Annotated in this window: 17 protein-coding genes and 1 tRNA gene; 10 read left to right on the top strand and 8 right to left on the bottom strand. The window is 40.7% G+C overall.

The window, feature by feature from the left end:
• The first annotated feature begins 60 nt into the window (after window positions 1–60).
• Complete coding sequence (locus AB4153_RS12765) at window positions 61–1080, top strand: aspartate carbamoyltransferase (RefSeq protein WP_102529725.1); 1020 nt, start codon at window positions 61–63, stop codon at window positions 1078–1080.
• A 29-nt stretch (window positions 1081–1109) separates the two neighbouring features.
• Window positions 1110–2402 (top strand): glutamate-1-semialdehyde 2,1-aminomutase, encoded by a 1293-nt coding sequence (hemL, locus tag AB4153_RS12770; RefSeq protein WP_371997682.1) that lies wholly within the window; start codon window positions 1110–1112, stop codon window positions 2400–2402.
• A gap of 239 nt (window positions 2403–2641) precedes the next feature.
• On the opposite strand, the gene AB4153_RS12775 is transcribed toward hemL, so the two are convergent.
• Together AB4153_RS12775 and AB4153_RS12780 are read right to left on the bottom strand one after the other, a co-directional pair.
• Window positions 2642–3796: a general secretion pathway protein GspB gene (locus AB4153_RS12775; protein WP_371997684.1), complete on the bottom strand. Its 1155-nt coding sequence runs from the start codon at window positions 3794–3796 to the stop codon at window positions 2642–2644.
• Window positions 3796–5400 carry an AAA family ATPase gene (locus AB4153_RS12780; RefSeq protein WP_371997685.1) on the bottom strand — a complete coding sequence of 535 codons (1605 nt, stop codon included), beginning with the start codon at window positions 5398–5400 and terminating at the stop codon, window positions 3796–3798. The genes AB4153_RS12775 and AB4153_RS12780 overlap by 1 nt, the downstream gene beginning before the upstream one ends.
• A gap of 201 nt (window positions 5401–5601) precedes the next feature.
• Between AB4153_RS12780 and AB4153_RS12785 the strand changes: the two genes are divergently transcribed.
• Together AB4153_RS12785 and AB4153_RS12790 are read left to right on the top strand one after the other, a co-directional pair.
• On the top strand, window positions 5602–6834 hold the full coding sequence (locus AB4153_RS12785; RefSeq protein ID WP_371997687.1) for a multifunctional CCA addition/repair protein: 1233 nt from the start codon (window positions 5602–5604) through the stop codon (window positions 6832–6834).
• Between the two features lie 285 nt (window positions 6835–7119).
• A complete protein-coding gene (locus AB4153_RS12790) occupies window positions 7120–7386 on the top strand; it encodes an Lpp/OprI family alanine-zipper lipoprotein (RefSeq protein WP_102529730.1) in 267 nt (88 codons plus the stop codon).
• Window positions 7387–7896: 510 nt separating this feature from the next.
• Here the strand turns inward: AB4153_RS12790 and AB4153_RS12795 are convergent.
• From AB4153_RS12795 to folB, 4 genes are all read right to left on the bottom strand, one after another.
• On the bottom strand, window positions 7897–8718 hold the full coding sequence (locus AB4153_RS12795) for an SAM-dependent methyltransferase (protein ID WP_371997689.1): 822 nt from the start codon (window positions 8716–8718) through the stop codon (window positions 7897–7899).
• Window positions 8719–8825: 107 nt separating this feature from the next.
• Window positions 8826–9626 (bottom strand): undecaprenyl-diphosphate phosphatase, encoded by an 801-nt coding sequence (locus AB4153_RS12800; protein WP_102529732.1) that lies wholly within the window; start codon window positions 9624–9626, stop codon window positions 8826–8828.
• 87 nt (window positions 9627–9713) lie between these two features.
• Window positions 9714–10217, bottom strand: coding sequence for a 2-amino-4-hydroxy-6-hydroxymethyldihydropteridine diphosphokinase (gene folK, locus AB4153_RS12805; protein WP_102529733.1), 504 nt, complete (start codon window positions 10215–10217; stop codon window positions 9714–9716).
• A gap of 77 nt (window positions 10218–10294) precedes the next feature.
• Window positions 10295–10648, bottom strand: coding sequence for a dihydroneopterin aldolase (gene folB, locus AB4153_RS12810; protein ID WP_102529734.1), 354 nt, complete (start codon window positions 10646–10648; stop codon window positions 10295–10297).
• Window positions 10649–10888: 240 nt separating this feature from the next.
• Here folB and plsY point away from each other — a divergent pair, with 240 nt between their 5' ends.
• Entirely contained in the window at window positions 10889–11506 is a 618-nt protein-coding gene (gene plsY, locus AB4153_RS12815) for a glycerol-3-phosphate 1-O-acyltransferase PlsY (protein WP_102529735.1), read from the top strand.
• 70 nt (window positions 11507–11576) lie between these two features.
• Here plsY and tsaD read toward each other — a convergent pair whose 3' ends face one another.
• Window positions 11577–12590 carry a tRNA (adenosine(37)-N6)-threonylcarbamoyltransferase complex transferase subunit TsaD gene (tsaD, locus tag AB4153_RS12820; RefSeq protein ID WP_102529736.1) on the bottom strand — a complete coding sequence of 338 codons (1014 nt, stop codon included), beginning with the start codon at window positions 12588–12590 and terminating at the stop codon, window positions 11577–11579.
• Between the two features lie 239 nt (window positions 12591–12829).
• Here tsaD and rpsU point away from each other — a divergent pair, with 239 nt between their 5' ends.
• The 5 genes from rpsU (at window position 12830) to AB4153_RS12845 (ending at window position 17565) form a co-directional block, all read left to right on the top strand.
• Complete coding sequence (gene rpsU, locus AB4153_RS12825) at window positions 12830–13045, top strand: 30S ribosomal protein S21 (protein WP_055024252.1); 216 nt, start codon at window positions 12830–12832, stop codon at window positions 13043–13045.
• 7 nt (window positions 13046–13052) lie between these two features.
• Window positions 13053–13496, top strand: coding sequence for a GatB/YqeY domain-containing protein (locus tag AB4153_RS12830; protein ID WP_102529737.1), 444 nt, complete (start codon window positions 13053–13055; stop codon window positions 13494–13496).
• 83 nt (window positions 13497–13579) lie between these two features.
• A complete protein-coding gene (gene dnaG / locus AB4153_RS12835) occupies window positions 13580–15304 on the top strand; it encodes a DNA primase (protein ID WP_102529738.1) in 1725 nt (574 codons plus the stop codon).
• 150 nt (window positions 15305–15454) lie between these two features.
• The gene (gene rpoD, locus AB4153_RS12840; protein WP_102529739.1) at window positions 15455–17284 is read left to right on the top strand and encodes an RNA polymerase sigma factor RpoD; all 1830 of its coding nucleotides are present in this window, start codon (window positions 15455–15457) and stop codon (window positions 17282–17284) included.
• A 204-nt stretch (window positions 17285–17488) separates the two neighbouring features.
• Window positions 17489–17565 (top strand) — tRNA-Ile (locus AB4153_RS12845).
• Window positions 17566–18303: 738 nt separating this feature from the next.
• Here AB4153_RS12845 and AB4153_RS12850 read toward each other — a convergent pair.
• Window positions 18304–19038 carry a DUF599 domain-containing protein gene (locus AB4153_RS12850; protein ID WP_248954494.1) on the bottom strand — a complete coding sequence of 245 codons (735 nt, stop codon included), beginning with the start codon at window positions 19036–19038 and terminating at the stop codon, window positions 18304–18306.
• Between the last annotated feature and the right edge of the window lie 55 nt (window positions 19039–19093).

Below are 19093 nucleotides of genomic sequence, written 5' to 3' on the forward strand. Positions count from 1 at the left end.
CTACATAACCACAGGGTAAATAGCCCTTATTTACTCTCCTAATAATTGGAAATCAGGCTGATGACACAGTTTAGCGGTTCTCACATCCTTTCAGTTAATCAACTGGATCTTGATGCTATTAACACCATTTTTAATGTTGCCGAAGATATGACGCCTTATGCGCTGCGCGAAAAACGCACCAAGGTGCTTGACGGTGCCATTTTAGGTAATCTCTTTTTTGAACCCAGTACTCGTACTCGAGTCAGCTTCGGTTGTGCTTTTAACCTACTCGGCGGCAATGTCAGAGAAACCGTCGGCATGGGTTCATCATCACTATCAAAGGGCGAGTCTTTATACGACACCGCTCGCGTGTTATCGACATACTCGGATGTGATTGCCATGCGTCACCCTGAGGCTTATTCGGTAAAAGAATTTGCTGAAGGCAGCCGCGTCCCAGTCATTAATGGTGGTGATGGTGCTAACGAGCACCCGACACAAGCTTTATTGGATTTATTTACTATTCAAAAAGAGTTAAGTCACCACGGACAAGACATTAGCGGCATGCATATCGCGATGGTAGGCGACTTAAAACATGGGCGCACTGTCCATTCGCTGTCACGTTTATTGTGTATGTATAAAGGTATTCAATTTACACTAATTTCACCATCTGACTTAGCAATGCCTGACTATGTGATCAATGACATTGAAAATGCTGGTCATAAGATCACAATAACAGATCAGTTAGAAGGTAATTTACATCAAGCTGATATACTCTATCTGACTCGCATTCAGGAAGAACGATTCGCATCACAAGATGAAGCGGACAAATATCGTGGCAAGTTTAGGTTAAACCACAGTATTTATACCAAACACTGTAAATCTAATACTGTGATTATGCATCCATTGCCACGAGATTCACGTGCGGCAGCAAATGAATTAGATAATGATTTAAATAGTCATCCTAGCCTTGCGATTTTCAGACAGGCAGATAATGGCTTACTTATTCGAATGGCTCTTTTTGCGTTAACGCTTGGTGTTGAAAACCAGCTACAACAGCATGAGTGCCCTGTTAATTGGTATTCACGAAAGGCTGATAGATAGTCAGCTAACGATTTTTAGAAGGATTTCACATGACCCGCTCAGAAGCGCTTTTTGAACAAGCAAAACAAACCATCCCTGGTGGCGTTAACTCACCAGTTCGTGCCTTTAACGGTGTTGGTGGTTCACCACTATTCATCGAAAAAGCCGATGGTGCTTATATTTACGATGCTGATGGCAAAAAATATATCGATTATGTTGGTTCTTGGGGCCCGATGATTTTAGGTCACAACAATCCGCAAATTCGTCAAGCAGTATTAGAAGCGGTTGAGAACGGTTTATCATTTGGTGCGCCAACTGAACTTGAAGTGACAATGGCTGAAAAAGTCATCGAAATGGTGCCATCAATCGAACAGGTTCGTATGGTGAGTTCAGGGACTGAAGCGACAATGAGCGCAATCCGTTTGGCTCGTGGTTTTACTAACCGTGACAAAATCTTAAAGTTTGAAGGTTGTTACCACGGCCATGCTGACTGTTTATTGGTTAAAGCAGGTTCAGGTGCATTAACACTGGGTCAACCTAGCTCTCCTGGTATCCCTGAAGATTTCGCAAAACACACCCTGACTGCGGTTTATAACGACCTTGATTCAGTACGTGCTATCTTCGCAGAGCATCCAGAAGCTATCTCTTGTATCATTCTTGAGCCTGTTGCAGGCAACATGAACTGTATCCCACCAGTTGAAGGTTTCCTTGAAGGCCTGCGTACTATCTGTGATGAGTTCGGTGCGTTAATGATCATTGATGAAGTGATGACAGGTTTCCGTGTATCTAAAAGCGGTGCGCAAGGTCATTACAACGTTAAACCAGACCTAACAACCTTAGGTAAAGTGATCGGTGGCGGCATGCCAGTGGGCGCTTTCGGTGGTCGTAAAGACGTGATGCAATTCATCGCACCAACAGGTCCAGTTTACCAAGCAGGTACTTTATCGGGTAACCCAATTGCAATGACTGCAGGTTTAGCGCAAATGGACGCATTATGCCAACCAGGCCTTTACAAAGAGCTAAATGCTAAAACTAAGCGCATTGCTGAAGGTTTCAAGGCTGCAGCTGATAAGCACGGTATCCCGTTGAGCATTAACCAGGTGGGCGGCATGTTCGGTTTCTTCTTCACTGAAGACACTAACCCAATCACTAGTTTTGACCAAGTAACACAGTGCAACATGGATCACTTCCGTCACTTCTACCACTTAATGCTAGATGAAGGTGTTTACTTAGCGCCAAGCGCTTATGAAGCAGGCTTCTTATCAATGGCTCACGGTGAAGAAGAACTTGAGTTAACCCTTGTTGCTGCAGATAAAGCATTTGCTGCTTTAAAAGCACTTTAAGTACTTACAAGTTAGCTATCTAAGATAGCACTTTAGAGACTTGATAAAGGACTGGCTCAGGCCAGTCCTTTTTTATTGATCGTTTGATTGCTGCTAATACTAAATCAACTGGTTCAACCTTTAGGTTAAACACATTTAAAATCAAATGACTGCAACGCTTAAAGCGCATAATTTGCATATAAAAAAAGGCGCTATCGGCGCCTTTTATATTGCTAAATAGTCATCAAAAACTAAGTGATTTATATCGCGGGTACTTTAAATTTTTCGCCATCAATTTCTAGCACCACATCTCGTGGCCTTATTTCTATGATATTGAGACTACCCTGAATGCTATCCCCTTCTTGCAGTTCTTCACCATCAACATTCAACCAACGGTTTTCAGCAGCTGATGAGTACACATGTGCCTGAATATTAAATTCAGGGACCTGCAATTGCACACTTGCAGGCAGTTGACCATAAGATGGGATTTCATCTTTGCTAGTGGTAGGAATAGGATCAAGCTTTTCTTCTGTCACAGGTGCATTGGCAGAGCTTTCATACTCTACTTCTTTTAACGCAGCTTCAAAGGCAGCCATTAAGTTATTCGCATTACTCCCATCATCTGCAGCTGTGTTACTTGCATCAATGCTTGAAGTCGTTTGGCTTTGCTGTTCATAATTGACATCACTTGCCGCCGCACTCACTTTCATCCGCAGTGCATCAAGATCTGACGTTTTTTTATAGTTAGAGTTAGCGCCTAATATAATCGCATCATCGCCATATAAAGCCTGTAACTCAGCAGCTGTTAGCTGATTAGCACCACTTGCTTCAGCGTCAACATTTCGGCTAACGGATTGATTTTTCGCAGGTGCTGCTTGTCTATTGTCTGCTTGAGACTGCTGTTTAGGTTCTGTTTGATATTGCTGACTAGATTGCCCACTTGACTGACTCGGTGTCATTTCACCGCCTTGATTGCTCAGTCGATAATCATAGGTTGTTTCATTCGTCGCCGGCTGACTGCTGCGGGATACATATTGTGTTGTCCCATTCACTTGCGATAAGGATTTAGCGATAGGCAGTGCAACTTTATTGGCGATACGAACTTCACTTTGCGTCTCTGAAGAACGACGAGCAGGAGTCATTGATTGGCTTTGACTAGTTTGAGTCTGCTCGTTGCCTGTATTATTTTGCGTCTCTTTCGCTTGACCTATATTGCTCGTTGGCACAATAAGTTTAGACAAGCCCCAAGCTGAAGCGATACCTAGCGCAATAACCACAGCTAACAGCACATACTTAAGCCAAGGGCGTTGACCATTCACATGCTGATAATTCGCTCTAGGTGTTAACACAGCATCAGGGAGCTCACCCATTTGCTGTTGTTTTTCTTTTGTCACCGCATCTAGCAATATAGACATTAGCTACGACCTGCTTGACGACTTAATCTAGGGCCTTGTTGATTAAGGTATAAATTAATTTGTACTAAGGTTTGATTACCGGCAATGCCATCTGATTTAAGACCATGTTGACGCTGAAAGGCCATTAGTTCCTGCTCTAAATTATTATCAAAAGAATTAACCAGTCTAGGTGCTCGTTGACTAATAATAGCTAAGCTTGTTTCTAACCATTGAATTTGAGACAAGTTAGAAGTACGGCTAATCTCTCTTGGAATATCACCAGATGCTTTCCAAAGTAATTCAAACGTGCCGCTAAAGTGGCGATTAAACCAATCTTTATTCACCCATAATTGCTGCTCACTCAACTGGAGTAAGATTTGTTCACCTTCTCGAGCAACAACCACACCGTAAAACTGATTGGCTTGCTGATCTTCAAGGTAAACAACCGCAGGGTAATTTAAACGTGCAATGCTATTCCAATTACCTTGCTGTTGATGGCACTGTAAACCTTGCTGTTTCGCCGCCTGACAAGCTGTTAAACCAATAATAGGTTGCTTATCCCAAAGTGCAAACAGGCCTGCAAAGGCATTATCAATACTGCGACTTTGTGCCATTGCTGAGCGAACAATACTTTGACTACCATTTGATGGAGCCTGTGTTTTTTTCTGTTCTTGTTGAACTGCTGAGTTTGTTGTTGCACTTGGTGTAGTTTGGGGTTCAGTTTGTGATTCAGGCAGGAATAAATAAAATGATACACCGAAAGCCACAACTAACGAAGCCGCTATCGCCATTGGCCATTTATTGCTGCTTTCAACAGGAATATCACCTAAGACTTCTGCTGCTGCTTGCTTAATCATGTGGTGATCAATCGGCACTTTAGATTGGCCATAACCCGCCATTAATGCTCGTTCACATAAAAGGTTGGTCAATCTTGGAATACCACCACTGAATTTATGTAGCGCTTTACAGGCCTTCTTAGTGAATAACGGCTCGAACCGGCCAGCAACTTGTAGACGATGCTGAACATACAATTGAATTTCTTCAACTGTTAGCGGCAACAAATGGTAACGAGCTGTAATACGTTGTGCTAGTTGCCTTAATTCTTGACGTTTGAGCAACTGCTGCAATTCAGGTTGACCAATTAAAATCACTTGGAGCAATTTTTTAGTATCAGTTTCTAAGTTGGTCAATAATCTAAGTTGCTCTAACACCTCAGGACGAAGATGTTGGGCTTCATCAATAATAAGCACGGTATTACGGTCATTTTGATGATTATTCAACAAGTACTGGCTAATTAAATCAGTTAGCTGCTTAATCGATGGGTCTTCACCATATTGAATCTTTAGCTCATCACAAAGCGTTGCTAATAACTCTTGTTCAGTTAAAGAAGGATTGAGAATAAATGCAGTATCAGTATTATCTGGCAATTGTTTTAATAAACAACGCGATACTGTAGTTTTACCTGTACCGACTTCACCAGTTAATAATACAAAGCCGCCCGTTTCTCCTAAACCATAAGTTAAGTGAGCTAATGCTTCTCGGTGACGATCACTGAGAAATAAATAATGCGGGTTGGGCGCGATTGAAAATGGATTATCATTCAATCCATAAAATGCTTTATACATCTGGCCAAAAATCCTTATTTAAAACTGACGGCTCAAGTTATAGCTTGCTGTAGTGCTTGTCAAAATTTAGCAGCAGAAATGTTAGTCGTGCTAAGATTTACATTAATAATGCACAATTTAAACTGTGTTTACACAAGGCATTCTAGATTAATGCCGAATGATAAACTGTGATGAGTTAATTTAATCAGGGTAAAGACGTTTATGGAAATCTATTTAGTGGGCGGCGCAGTTCGAGATCAGCTTTTATCCTTGCCCATAAAAGATAAAGATTATGTTGTGGTGGGTGGATCTGTAGAAGAGATGTTTGATTTAGGCTTCAGCCAAGTTGGTAGGGATTTTCCGGTATTTTTACACCCTAAGACACAACAAGAGTATGCCCTTGCTCGTACAGAAAGAAAAAGCGGTCAAGGCTATGGTGGATTTAGCTGTGAAGCAAATAAAGATGTGACGTTAGAGCAAGACCTACTTAGACGGGACTTAACTATCAATGCAATGGCTAAAGATGATAACGGCCAAATCTTCGACCCGTACAAAGGCCAACAAGACCTTGAGAATCGTATCCTGCGTCATGTGTCTGATGCCTTTATTGAAGATCCTTTAAGAGTATTGCGAGTCGCTCGTTTTGCGGCTAGATTTGCCCATCTCGGATTTGAAATCGCAGATGAAACCATTGAACTGATGAGACACATAAGTGAGTCAGGTGAGCTAGATTACCTGACGCCAGAAAGAGTCTGGCAAGAGCTTGATAAAGCCCTAAGTACAGAGCACCCAGAGGTGTTTTTCCTACAGTTACGTAAATGTGGCGCTTTAAAAGTGCTGTTTCCTGAAATTGATGCGCTATTTGGTGTGCCACAACCTGAAAAGTGGCACCCTGAAATCGATACCGGCGTCCACACTATGATGGTACTGCAGTCTGCGGCACAATTAACAGGTAAAAAAACCATCCGCTTTGCTGCTTTGGTGCACGACTTAGGTAAAGCTATCACGCCAAAAGAGCAGTGGCCAAAACATCATGGTCATGGTCAAAAAGGTTTACCCGTGATTAAAAAGCTATGTCAGCGGATAAAAGTACCAAACGATTACAAAGACTTGTCTTTATTGTGTAGCGACCAACATCAAAACATTCATAATGCCCAAGAATTAAGAGCTGAAACGATTATAAAGATTTTCGATAAAGCAGATGTATGGCGAAAACCTCAACGTTTAGATGACTTGCTTATTTGCTGTCACGCAGACATCCGTGGCAGAACAGGATTTGAAGCAGCTGAATATCCACAAAGTGAATATTTAACCCACTGCTATCAACTTGCCAAAGATATAGATGTGCAACAAATAATATCTGAAGGGTTTAGAGGTGCAGAAATAAAACTGCAGTTATCAAACCGTAGAGTTGAAGCAATAAACCAATATAAGCAATCATTGAAACAATTATAATCCATTAATACTTGAGTACTAAAAATCAACCTTGTCATTATTTGTACAAACTAATACCTTATGATTAGGAAACTGAAAAAATATCAGGCTAATAAATAAACACCTCTTTGATGAAATATTGGTGAAATAATCGAAGAATATGCTCCAATCTATTAGATTTACGTTGATTTTTGTCATATTTATTAGTTTTTGGTATAGCAAATTCTAAAAGCTGTGACATAATTAAAGCGCTGCTGGGCAATATGCTTCAGCAATTTATTACAACCTATAATGAAGGGATTTTCCATGAACAAGAAAGTACTAATGATTGCTGGTGTTGCTATGACTGCTCTTTTAGGTGGCTGTGCAAACACTACTGCTCTAGAAGAAAGTGTTGCTAACCTAGGTAACAAAGTAGATCAACTATCTGCTGAAGTTAGTTCACTAAAATCAGATCAAAGCAAACTTGCTGCTGATGTTAAAGATACTAAAGCTGCAGCTATGGACGCTCAAGCTGAAGCATCTCGTGCTAACGACCGTATCGACAACATGGCTTCTTCTTACAAAAAGTAAGAATACATGAAAATTAGCTTATTTATATAGGTTGATTATTAGGGCTTGATAATAGTAATAAGACGTTTCGTCAATTACCATTTCAAGCCTTAATTGTTTCTGGCGTTTAATAAATTAATCCCTACCCTTTCGCACTCACCATAAAGTCTTTTCGACCTATCGCTTATGCTCACTTAATTTCATTGCCTGAGAACAAAAGCTTATCTAATGCTTTGCTAATAGTCTGACTTTGTAAAAATCATCACACTTTTACCTTCACTCTAGAATGCATCATTCTAAACAAGTGAAATAGCGTTATCCCTATGTTCCACATTAAATGTCATGACTTTAAAAGCCGTCAGGTTAATCGCTACCAAATGAATAACCTTGAAATAACCCTGATTATAATACCCCTGAAAAATACCCTGATAAAAACAGCCTAGGAATAAATAACCTCGGACTAATATTCATAGGCACGTAATACAAAGTGCGGGTATTAAACGGTGAAATAGTTCAGCGCTAACCAGACAGTTATTTTACTTTTGCAGTCAGCAATAAATAATTAAATTCCAACGCTTCAATGGCTTTCTGCTTTATATCATGCTTTAGCTCATCATTAATTCGCCAGCTAAGGTTATTCATGTCTAATAATGTTATCGCTTGTTCGCCAGTTACATCAGCAGCAAACGTGATTGGCATCGATGAAACTAACTCGACATCTTTAGGTAGGTTTAGCTGTTGCGGCTTTTCAGATAAATTGTCATACACTTTTTGCTTTAGCTGCCATAAATGCCTTGGAGCTGGTACTAATAACAATAACACCCCATCTTTTTTAAGTGTTCTTAAGCACTCTTTGCCTTTTAGTTGTGCATCAAACAGGGTGATCACATCCAGTGACTCATTTGCAAATGGCAACTTCTTGAAAGGACTAAGCAATAAGTTAGCAGGTGTACTGTCTTTACTGGCAGCAAACAGTGCATTTTCAGCTTCAGATACGCCCCAATGGGTTACAGATGAGTTATCCGTACCTTGAACAAGGGCGCGTAAGAAAAAGCCATCAGCACATTGGTAATTGAGATGGTTAACATGGGTTTTGTCTTTTACAGCTAAGTTAAATGCCGCTGACAATTGCCCGACTAAAGGCGAAAAAATACCTGATGTCATTAAAAAGCGTTTTGAGCGTAACTGCTGGCGTGTATCGCTTGAGCCTTTAAATTTAGTTGAAGTCACAAACGACCAATAACCTTGCGAGTTCTTATCAATATGATGTTTGTTATCACAATAATAACCCGATGATGACTCGTGGAAATTCAACTTAGCAGCGCATGTTGGACATATCAAAATTGAGTTCATAACGGGCAAGTTTCCTTTGAGAAAATAAATGGGTCAATTTGCTGAAATTAAGAGAATAAAAAACGGGTAACAATACCCGTTTTCTTATTTAGACGAACTGGATTATTTTACAGGAAAATAAACCCACATAATACAGCGCCTAACATTAAGCGATACAATACAAATGGTGTCATACCGATTTTACTAATGATTTTCAAAAAGAAGAAAATACAGGTATAAGCCGCAACAAATGACACAGCGACACCTAATAACAACTCAGTGTAGTCCATGACTAAGTCACCTGCGATAGCATCTTTGCTCATTAATATTGCTGCGCCTAGGATCACAGGAATCGACATTAAAAATGAAAAACGTGCTGCGGCTTCTCGATTTAGCCCAAGCATTAATGCGGCTGTTATAGTAATACCAGAACGAGACGTACCCGGAATGATTGCCATTGCCTGTGCAAAACCAATCAACAATGCTTTACGCCAGCCGGTTTGATACTCAGTTAATTCATTGCGGGCCATTTTATCACCCACCCACAACATTAAGCCGAAGATAACGGTTGTAATAGCAATAACACCAGGACCACGTAAATAGGTTTCAATTAAGTCTTTCGCCATAAAGCCAAAGAATACCGCTGGTAAGGTTGCTAAAATAATCCACCAAGCTAATTTACTATCTTGGGTATGAACGCCTTTAAAAATACTCGCAATCCAAGCCGTTAACATCGCCCATATTTCGGTTCTAAAGTAGATCACCACAGCAAGCAATGAACCAATGTGTACGGCAACATCAAAAAATAAACCTTGATCTTCCCAACCTAAAATTTGCGAAGGTAAAATTAAATGCGCAGAGCTTGAAATGGGTAAAAACTCTGTTAGCCCTTGAATAAGCGCTAAAAAGATAATCTGAAGCGTTTCCATGATGTTCCTTTAAAATAAAATTTTGATAAAACTGACTAATTGATGAATTGTGAATGCATCACTCACTAACACTAAAAACACCCAAGCTTAACGAGAAACAAGCACGGGAAATTCAAACTCAATCGGCCAAATATGTTGGCTCGATTTATCATAGTGTTCCCAAAGGTATTGATACGACTGTTGAGTGATAGGATGCGTCAGCATAGGAGCTATCTCAGCTAAGGGCCATAATACAAACGCATTATAAAGGATCTCACCACGAGGTAACTCAATCGGCTGATGACAGACTTCATCATCGTAAAGCAGTAAATCTATATCCAAACTTCGAGGGCTAAACTTTTTTTCGCCTCTAATACGTCCATTTTGTTTCTCAATTCCCTTAAATGTGGCAACAACATCAGCAATACTCATATCAGTATCTGCTGCTGCAACCATATTTAAGAAATTTGTACCTTGAAAACCAACCGCTTCACTTTCAAACATTCTCGATAAGGTTAAATCACCAAAATGTTCATGTAAATCCACTAACCCCGACTGCATATGCTCTACAGGATCAATGTTCGTTCCCAAACTGATATAAATACGTGCCATTAACTCATCCGGTAATATACAGAGCAATTATGAAAAATTAATTAATTTCAGCATGAAAGCTGTAAATAAAATGTGATTTAGATATGACCGCGTTCAATAACAACGCCAACTGATTTAGCCGTTGGTACTGCACCGGGTTTCATAACTGCGACTTTAACCCATAAAACATTAAATTCAGACATCAAACATTGGGCTGTCATTTCAGCTACGGTCTCTATGAGTTCTATCGGCTTTTCTGTAATCAATGCAGTCAATCGATTCGAAACGGTTTCATAACAAAGCGCATATTGGTAATCATCAGACGCAGCTGCAAGCTTATTATCCCATGCCATATCTAAGTCGATGAGCAAGGTTTGATGAATTTGCTTTTCCCATTCATAAATACCAATTACCGTTTCGACTTTTAGCTCGCGAATTAAAACTTTGTCCATGTGAACTCCATGCTTTACACGTCTTATCTAAAATATTTCAACTTAAAAGGCTGAAAATGACATCAAATAGCGGTTATTATAGTTTTAGCCTTTTTCCTGAGCAATTTAAGCAGTAGGATAGCGGCTGCACTAAGGAACATCTCACGATTCAAAAGTGCTTATTAACCCTGTAATTACAATTAATCTCAAGTGAAATTAATTAATGGGCGATAATACCCTAAGACGAGTAAGGAAACCAATTTGAGCGCTGTTACAATCACTATTTTGATGATTATAACCGCCTACTTAGCCGGTTCAATTTCAAGCGCTATTCTTGTATGCAAATTACGAGGGTTGCCAGATCCGCGTACAGAAGGCTCAGGAAATCCAGGTGCAACCAATGTGCTGAGAATTGGAGGCGCCAGTTCAGCTGCATTAGTGTTATTTTTTGACATGCTAAAAGGCGCTGCGCCGAGTTATTTCAGTTATTTATTAGGGCAAGATGCTGTATCGCTGGGCTTAATTGCTATCGCAGCTTGTCTTGGGCATATCTTCCCTATCTTCTTTAATTTCCAGGGTGGTAAAGGCGTTGCAACGGCATTTGGTGCAATGGCCCCTATTGGTGGTGATTTAGCATTATCACTCATCGCAACTTGGATTGTGTTTGTATTACTGACACGTTATTCATCCCTTGCTGCGATTCTCACCGCAATGCTCGCACCTGTGTATACATGGTGGCTAGATGATCGATTTATCATCCCTGTTGCGATGCTGTCACTGTTAATTGTCATCAGACACAAAGACAACATTAAGCGCTTAAGAATTGGCGAAGAAAGCAAGTTGTCGCGAAAAAAGAAAGCGAACAACGAGCAAAGCTAATCAAGCTTTCACTTAAAACAAGTGCTAACTTAAAAATGATAAGTTTTTTATTATTAGAATGCTTATTCTTTTACACGGCTTCTAACGTATCGAGTGGCCAGCGCGGCTGCCCTTTAACTTCTAAATCTTCTGTCTGGCCAGCTTTTAAACGCTGTAAGCCAGCATAAGCAATCATTGCGCCATTGTCTGTACAGAACTCACCACGTGGGTAGAACACCTCACCATTGAGCTGTTGCATCATTTCAGCAAGGTTTTCTCTTAAGCGGCTATTAGCGCTCACTCCACCTGCAACGACAAGACGGTTATAACCCGTCAGCTTTAATGCACGTTTACACTTAATCGCGAGCGTATCAACCACAGCTTCTTCAAAAGCGCGAGCAATGTTAGCCCGAGTTTGTTCATCATCAGGTTCAGCTGCAATAGTATTGGCAGTAAATGTTTTTAAACCAGAAAAGCTAAAGTTCAGCCCAGGTTTATCTGTCATGGGTCTTGGGAATTTGTAACCTGCCTCCACACCTTTCGAAGCAAGCTTGGCAAGTCTTGGACCACCAGGGTAATCTAGGCCCATCAATTTGGCTGTTTTATCAAACGCTTCTCCGGCTGCATCATCAACCGACTCACCTAACACTTCGTATTGCCCGATACCATCAACTTTAACTAACATTGAGTGACCGCCAGAAACCAATAAAGCCAAAAATGGAAATTCTGGTGCATCATCTTCAAGCATAGGCGCGAGTAGATGGCCTTCCATATGATGAACCCCAATTGCAGGTTTATCCCATGAATAAGCTAAAGAACGACCAACACATGCACCAACCAGTAAAGCACCGATTAAGCCTGGGCCTTTTGTGAAAGCAATGCCATCAATGTCATCCACTGAAGAATTAGCTTCTTTTAACGCTTGTTTAATCAGTGGCACAATTTTGCGAACATGATCACGTGAGGCTAGTTCTGGTACTACGCCGCCATAATCAGCATGTAACTTTACTTGACTATATAAAGCATGTGACAACAATCCTTGCTCATCATCAAAGACAGCAATACCTGTTTCATCACAAGACGTTTCAATACCTAAAACCCGCATAGCAGCTCATATTCCTAAAATTGTAAGGGCGGCAATTCTACCTGTTGATGCAGCGTTATTCCAGTAAAGCTCAACTATCTGCAAAAATATGACAAGCGAATTACGCAAACTCAGTAACAAAGGGGGTTTACAAAAGCACATATCTCGGTGTAGAATTCCGCACCATTTTATTAAATAGCCTTGGTTAATCTACCTTTACTGGTAGTGCCAAATTAACTACACCTAAGGGGTGATGGCGTATGCCAATAATTAAAGTACGTGAAAACGAACCATTCGACGTAGCTCTTCGTCGTTTCAAGCGCTCTTGTGAAAAAGCAGGTATCTTAGCTGATGTTCGCGCTCGTGAATTCTACGAGAAGCCAACTTCTGCACGTAAGCGCGCAAAAGCTGCCGCTGTTAAGCGTCTAGCTAAGAAGCTTTCTCGCGAAAACGCACGTCGCGTACGTTTATACTAATCTCATTATGAGCCTAGTTGAACAGCTAAAAGACCAGATGAAAGAAGCCATGCGTGCCAAAGATAAGGCACGTTTGGGGACTATTCGTATGGCATTGTCTGCCGTTAAACAGATTGAAGTGGATACCCGCGAAACTCTGACTGATGAACAGACAATAGCCGTTTTAACCAAAATGGTGAAACAACGTCGCGATTCTATTACTCAATATGAGTCAGCAGGTCGCCCGGAGTTAGCAGCAACTGAAGCAGCAGAGATTCAAGTTATTGAAACTTTCTTGCCTTCTCCTTTAACAGAAGAAGAAGTTGCCGCAATCATTGATGAAGCTATCTCACAGGTAGGCGCATCAACCATGGCGGATATGGGCAAAGTAATGGGAGCATTAAAATCTAAGGTTCAAGGACGTGCAGATATGGGTGCCATTGGCGGCCAAATTCGTGCTAAATTAAACTAATAACATTTTAGTGTTGAATAAGCCGTGCATCTTGCGCGGCTTGTTTGTTTTATCTACTTGGTAATGCGAGACCTATAGCATAAATGGCGATACCTCGTGACTTTATCAATGAGCTTATAGCTCGCACCGACATTGTTGATCTAATTGATCATCGTGTACCTTTGAAAAAAGCAGGGAAAAATCACTCTGCATGTTGTCCTTTTCATAGCGAAAAATCACCTTCTTTTACTGTCAGTCGAGATAAACAGTTTTATCACTGCTTTGGTTGTGGTGCTCATGGCAACGCCATCGATTTCATTATGGAATACGATAGGCTGGAATTTGTTGATGCCATCGAAGAACTCGCAGGTAAATTAGGATTAGATGTACCCAGAGAACAAGGTACTGGTCCTAAAAAAGATCAAGGTTTGAGCCGCGACTTATACCAATTGATGGAAGAAGCGAATCTCTTTTATCAAAGTCAGTTACGTCAGCACTCAGACAAACAAAAAGTATTAGATTATTTAGATTTCAGAGGGCTTTCATCCACTGTGGTTGAGCACTTTGGGATTGGTTTTGCGCCTGACGGTTGGGATGGACTATTAAGTCGCTATCGCCAAAATCAGTCAGCACAAGACAAATTACTGACTGCAGGCATGTTGATTGCCAACGATAACGGAAAACGTTACGACCGCTTTCGCGATCGATTAATGTTTCCCATTCGTGACCGTCGAGGTCGTGTAGTTGGCTTTGGTGGTCGAGTTTTAGGCGATGGCACACCGAAGTACTTGAATTCGCCAGAAACGCCCATATTTCATAAGGGTAATGAGCTTTACGGCTTATATGAACTCAAGCAAAGACATAGAGACCCGCAGCAAGTTTTGATTGTTGAAGGTTATATGGATGTCGTTGCATTAGCCCAATTTGACGTTGATTATGCCGTTGCATCACTTGGCACAGCAACAACAGCTGAACAATTTCAGTTGTTAGTGCGTAGTGCAAAAGAAGTGATTTGTTGTTATGACGGCGATAAAGCGGGTAAGAAAGCCGCTTGGCGCGCTTTAGAAACCGCTCTGCCATTACTTAAGCCTGGTGATGTCGTTAGATTTATGTTTTTACCACAAGGTGAAGATCCAGATACGATGGTTCGCCAAGTCGGTAAAGAAGGCTTTGAAAAGTTAATGCTCGATGCGCTTGATTTACCCGCATTCTTATTTGAGACATTAACCAGCCAATACGGCACAGATAAAAGTGCACTGGCTAAAGAAGCTATGGCACTGATTGAACGAGTACAAGATACCGTTTTACAGAATTTATTATTAGAGAATCTTGCGCATAAAATTGGTATGAACAGCGCAGACGATCTAAAGAAAAAATTAGGTTTTGCCGTAAAACAGCAACAGCCTATGAATAAAAAGGGCTTACAAGGGCGCGGTACACCATTGCGATTAGCCATTGCTTTGTTAGTGCAACGACCTGATTTAGGTTACGGCTTAGCTGCCCAACCTGCTTTAGCCCACTTACAAATTGCTGGCATTGACTTGCTAATTGATTTGTTAAATTTAACTCGCGAACAACAGTTTAACAGCGCACAACTACTTGAGATATATCGAGAGCACGAGCAAAAGAGTGCCTTGATTAAATTGGCCCAATGGGACCACCAAGTGGCGGATGAGAACTTAGTTCAAGAGTTTAAACAAACCCTGATTTGGTTGAACAATCAATATATTGAACAGCGTTATCAGGAATTGAGTCTTAAACAAACTCTAACGAAAGCTGAAAAAATTCAGCTAACGAAGCTTATTTCGATAATGAAAGGCATCGCATAATTGCATTTTTTATTTTAAAAATGTTCAGTTAAGCAATGTCATGGACTAGCGTACTTTAGTTCATACAGCTATAATTGACGATTTGCTTGACACTTATGCTTCGGCAGGTGTCCAGTCGTTATTTCAGTTTCCCCAACTTGGATGATATCTATGGAGCATACTCCGCAGTCGCAACTTAAATTGTTGCTTGCTAAAGGTAAAGAGCAAGGTTACTTAACCTACGCTGAAGTCAATGACCACTTGCCAGCTGACATGGTCGATTCAGATCAGATTGAAGATATTGTCCAGATGATAAATGACATGGGCATCCGCGTTTACGAACAAGCGCCAGATGCCGATGACATTATGATGTCTGAGGACAACACCGATGAAGATGCAGCAGAAGAAGCAGCAGCTGCACTTGCTACGGTAGAGAGTGAATTAGGTCGTACTACAGACCCAGTACGTATGTACATGCGTGAAATGGGTACTGTTGAGCTATTGACCCGCGAAGGCGAAATCGTCATCGCAAAACGTATTGAAGAAGGCATTAATACGGTTCAAAGTTCTGTTTCAGAATACCCGCAAGCTATTGCGATGATTCTTGAACAATTTGATAAGTATGAAGCGGATGAACTTCGCTTAACTGACATCATTGCAGGTTTCGTTAACCCAGATGACGATGACGTAGCGCCTACTGCTACTCACGTAGGTTCTGAGTTATCAGAAGAAGAACTTGAAGACGAAGATGATGACGGTGACAACGAAGAAGAAGAGGAAGGCCCAAAAGGTCCATGTCCTGAAGAAGCTAAAGAAAAGTTCACTCAATTACGTGAGTCTTATGAAAAAGGCTTAGCGGTAATTGAAAAGAAAGGTCGTGACCACCCTGAAGCCATTGGTGCTTTATTTGTCATCGGCGAACTCTTTAAAGAATTCCGTTTAATTCCTAAACAGTTTGATCGCTTAGTAAAAAGCATGCGCACCATGATGGATCGCGTACGTGTTCAAGAGCGTTTAATTCTAAAGTTATGTGTTGATCAAGCTAAAATGCCGAAGAAAAACTTTGTTAAGTTCTTCACTGGCAACGAAACTGATTTAGCTTGGTTCCATGCAGAAAAAGACAGTAACAAGCCTTACGCTGAAGGTTTGAGAATGGTTGAAGAAGACGTGATTCGTTGTAGCACTAAATTGGCTGCAATCGAAAAAGAAACAGGTCTAATCATTCGTGCAATTAAAGACATCAACCGTCGTATGTCAATCGGTGAAGCAAGAGCTCGTCGTGCGAAGAAAGAAATGGTTGAAGCAAACTTACGTCTAGTAATTTCAATTGCTAAAAAGTACACCAACCGTGGTCTACAATTCTTGGATTTGATTCAAGAAGGTAACATCGGTTTGATGAAAGCTGTAGATAAGTTTGAATACCGTCGTGGTTATAAGTTCTCGACTTATGCAACATGGTGGATCCGTCAGGCAATTACACGTTCTATTGCTGACCAAGCGCGTACAATTCGTATTCCAGTACATATGATTGAAACGATTAACAAACTAAATCGTATTTCACGTCAAATGTTACAAGAAATGGGTCGCGAACCAACACCTGAAGAATTATCAGAACGCATGTTAATGCCTGAAGATAAGATTCTTAAAGTGCTGAAAATCGCTAAAGAGCCTATCTCAATGGAAACGCCAATTGGTGACGATGAAGATTCACACTTAGGTGACTTCATTGAAGATAATACCTTAGAGCTTCCTTTAGACTCAGCAACAAGCGAAAGTTTAAAGAATGCCACTCACGAAGTATTAGCAGGTCTAACTGCTCGTGAAGCTAAAGTATTGCGTATGCGTTTCGGTATCGATATGAACACTGACCATACACTTGAAGAGGTCGGTAAGCAGTTTGACGTAACACGTGAACGTATTCGTCAGATTGAAGCAAAAGCGTTACGTAAATTACGTCACCCTTCTCGCTCTGAAATCTTAAAGTCTTTCTTAGACGAATAAGTCTAAAGATTGATGAAAAGCCCGCAACTAGCGGGCTTTTTTATTGTTATAAATCAGGGGTATTAACCTGAACCTGCCTGCAAATTGCTTAACAGATAACCAAACGATACGTAGAAGTGAATTTCTAGCGAATTGAGTGGTGACAAGTACCGATAAACTTCGTATACTTCCCTCCGCTTTTGATAGTGACGACTGTCTTAAGTCGGCCCCTTAGCTCAGTTGGTTAGAGCATACGACTCATAATCGTCAGGTCCCCAGTTCGAGTCTGGGAGGGGCCACCAATTTTGATAAGCCGCTTAAAGAAATTTAAGCGGCTTTTTCATGTCAAAAATTTAAATGACTCTCCCCTTACGTCCATTGATAACATAATCGTCAACAATTCATGCAGTTCGAGGCTGGGAAAATCCAACAAATACTTGATAAGTCGTATGAAGAAGTTTAAGCGGCTTTTTCATGTCAAAAATTTAAATGACTCTCCCCTTACGCCCATTGATAACATAATCATCAACAATTCATGCAGTTCGAGGCTGGGAAAGTCCACCAAATATTTGATAAGTCGTATGAAGAGATTTAAGCGGCTTTTTCATGTCAAAAATTTAAAATACTCTCCCCTTACGCCCATTGATAACATAATCGTCAACAATTCATGCAGTTCGAGGCTGGGAAAATCCAACAAATACTTGATAAGTCGTATGAAGAAGTTTAAGCCGCTTTACATGTCAAAAATTTAAATGACTCTCCCCTTACGCCAATAAATAACATAATTATCAACAATTTATGCCGTTCGAGCCTGGGAAAGCCCACCAAATACTTGATAAGTCGTATGAAGAAGTTTAAGCCGCTTTACATGTCAAAATTTAAATGACTCTCCCCTTACGCCCATTGATAACATAATCATCAACAATTCATGCAGTTCGAGGCTGGGAAAGTCCACCAAATACTTGATAAGTCGTATGAAGAAATTTAAGCGGCTTTTTCATGTCTCGAATTCACTCAGGCTCTATATGCAAGCCAATAATCTAAGGCTGTTGAGCGTCTTTATCTCTCGCCGATTTAGCAATTTCCAAATGTGTTTGTGCTGCAGTAAAGGCTCTTACGGCACGAGACTTGAATTCTCGACGATATAAAGTGTATACCACCAGCAAACTTGCCAATATCAATAAAATAGGGTTCCAGAACCAACATAAAGCGGCCATAGAGAAGTAATATGACCTCAGGCCATAATTATATGAGTGAGCAGCTTGATCGCCTACTGTGGCCATTTGACGGGAATACGCCAATAAGTTTTTATTTTTTCCAGTGAGATCAATTGGCGCAGCGCCAATCATGACATTCAAAAAGCCATATTGACGCATAGACCAAGTAAATTGGAAAAAGGCTAATACAAAAATAGATGCCAACATGGCTAGCTTCACTTGCACTAAAGCATGGTTAGGTTCAGCTGAAAATGGAATGGAACTAATGACTTCTTCAAGACGTTCAACTTGAGCGAATAAAGTTAATACACCCGCTAGCACCAGTAAGGTGGTTGACGCGAAAAACGCAATATTTCGCTCTAAATTGGCAAGTAAAGAAGCTTCACCAACTCGGATTTCCTTCTTCATCACTTCAGCCATCCAATGGATACGATGTTGATGTAAACAGCGCGCGATACAGTTAGTCGTTTTAGCTTTTTTACGCGCAAAAAAAGTGTAGCCCACCCAGCAGGAAAAAAAACAAGCTAATGCAACAAGGTCTAAAAAGGAAAAAAGCATAAGGCTCAATGTATTATTGGATTAATGCTCAATTATGCAACACATTAACCTTGGC

Source organism: Shewanella sp. 10N.286.52.E4, from assembly GCF_041468785.1.
GTDB lineage: Bacteria > Pseudomonadota > Gammaproteobacteria > Enterobacterales > Shewanellaceae > Shewanella > Shewanella electrodiphila.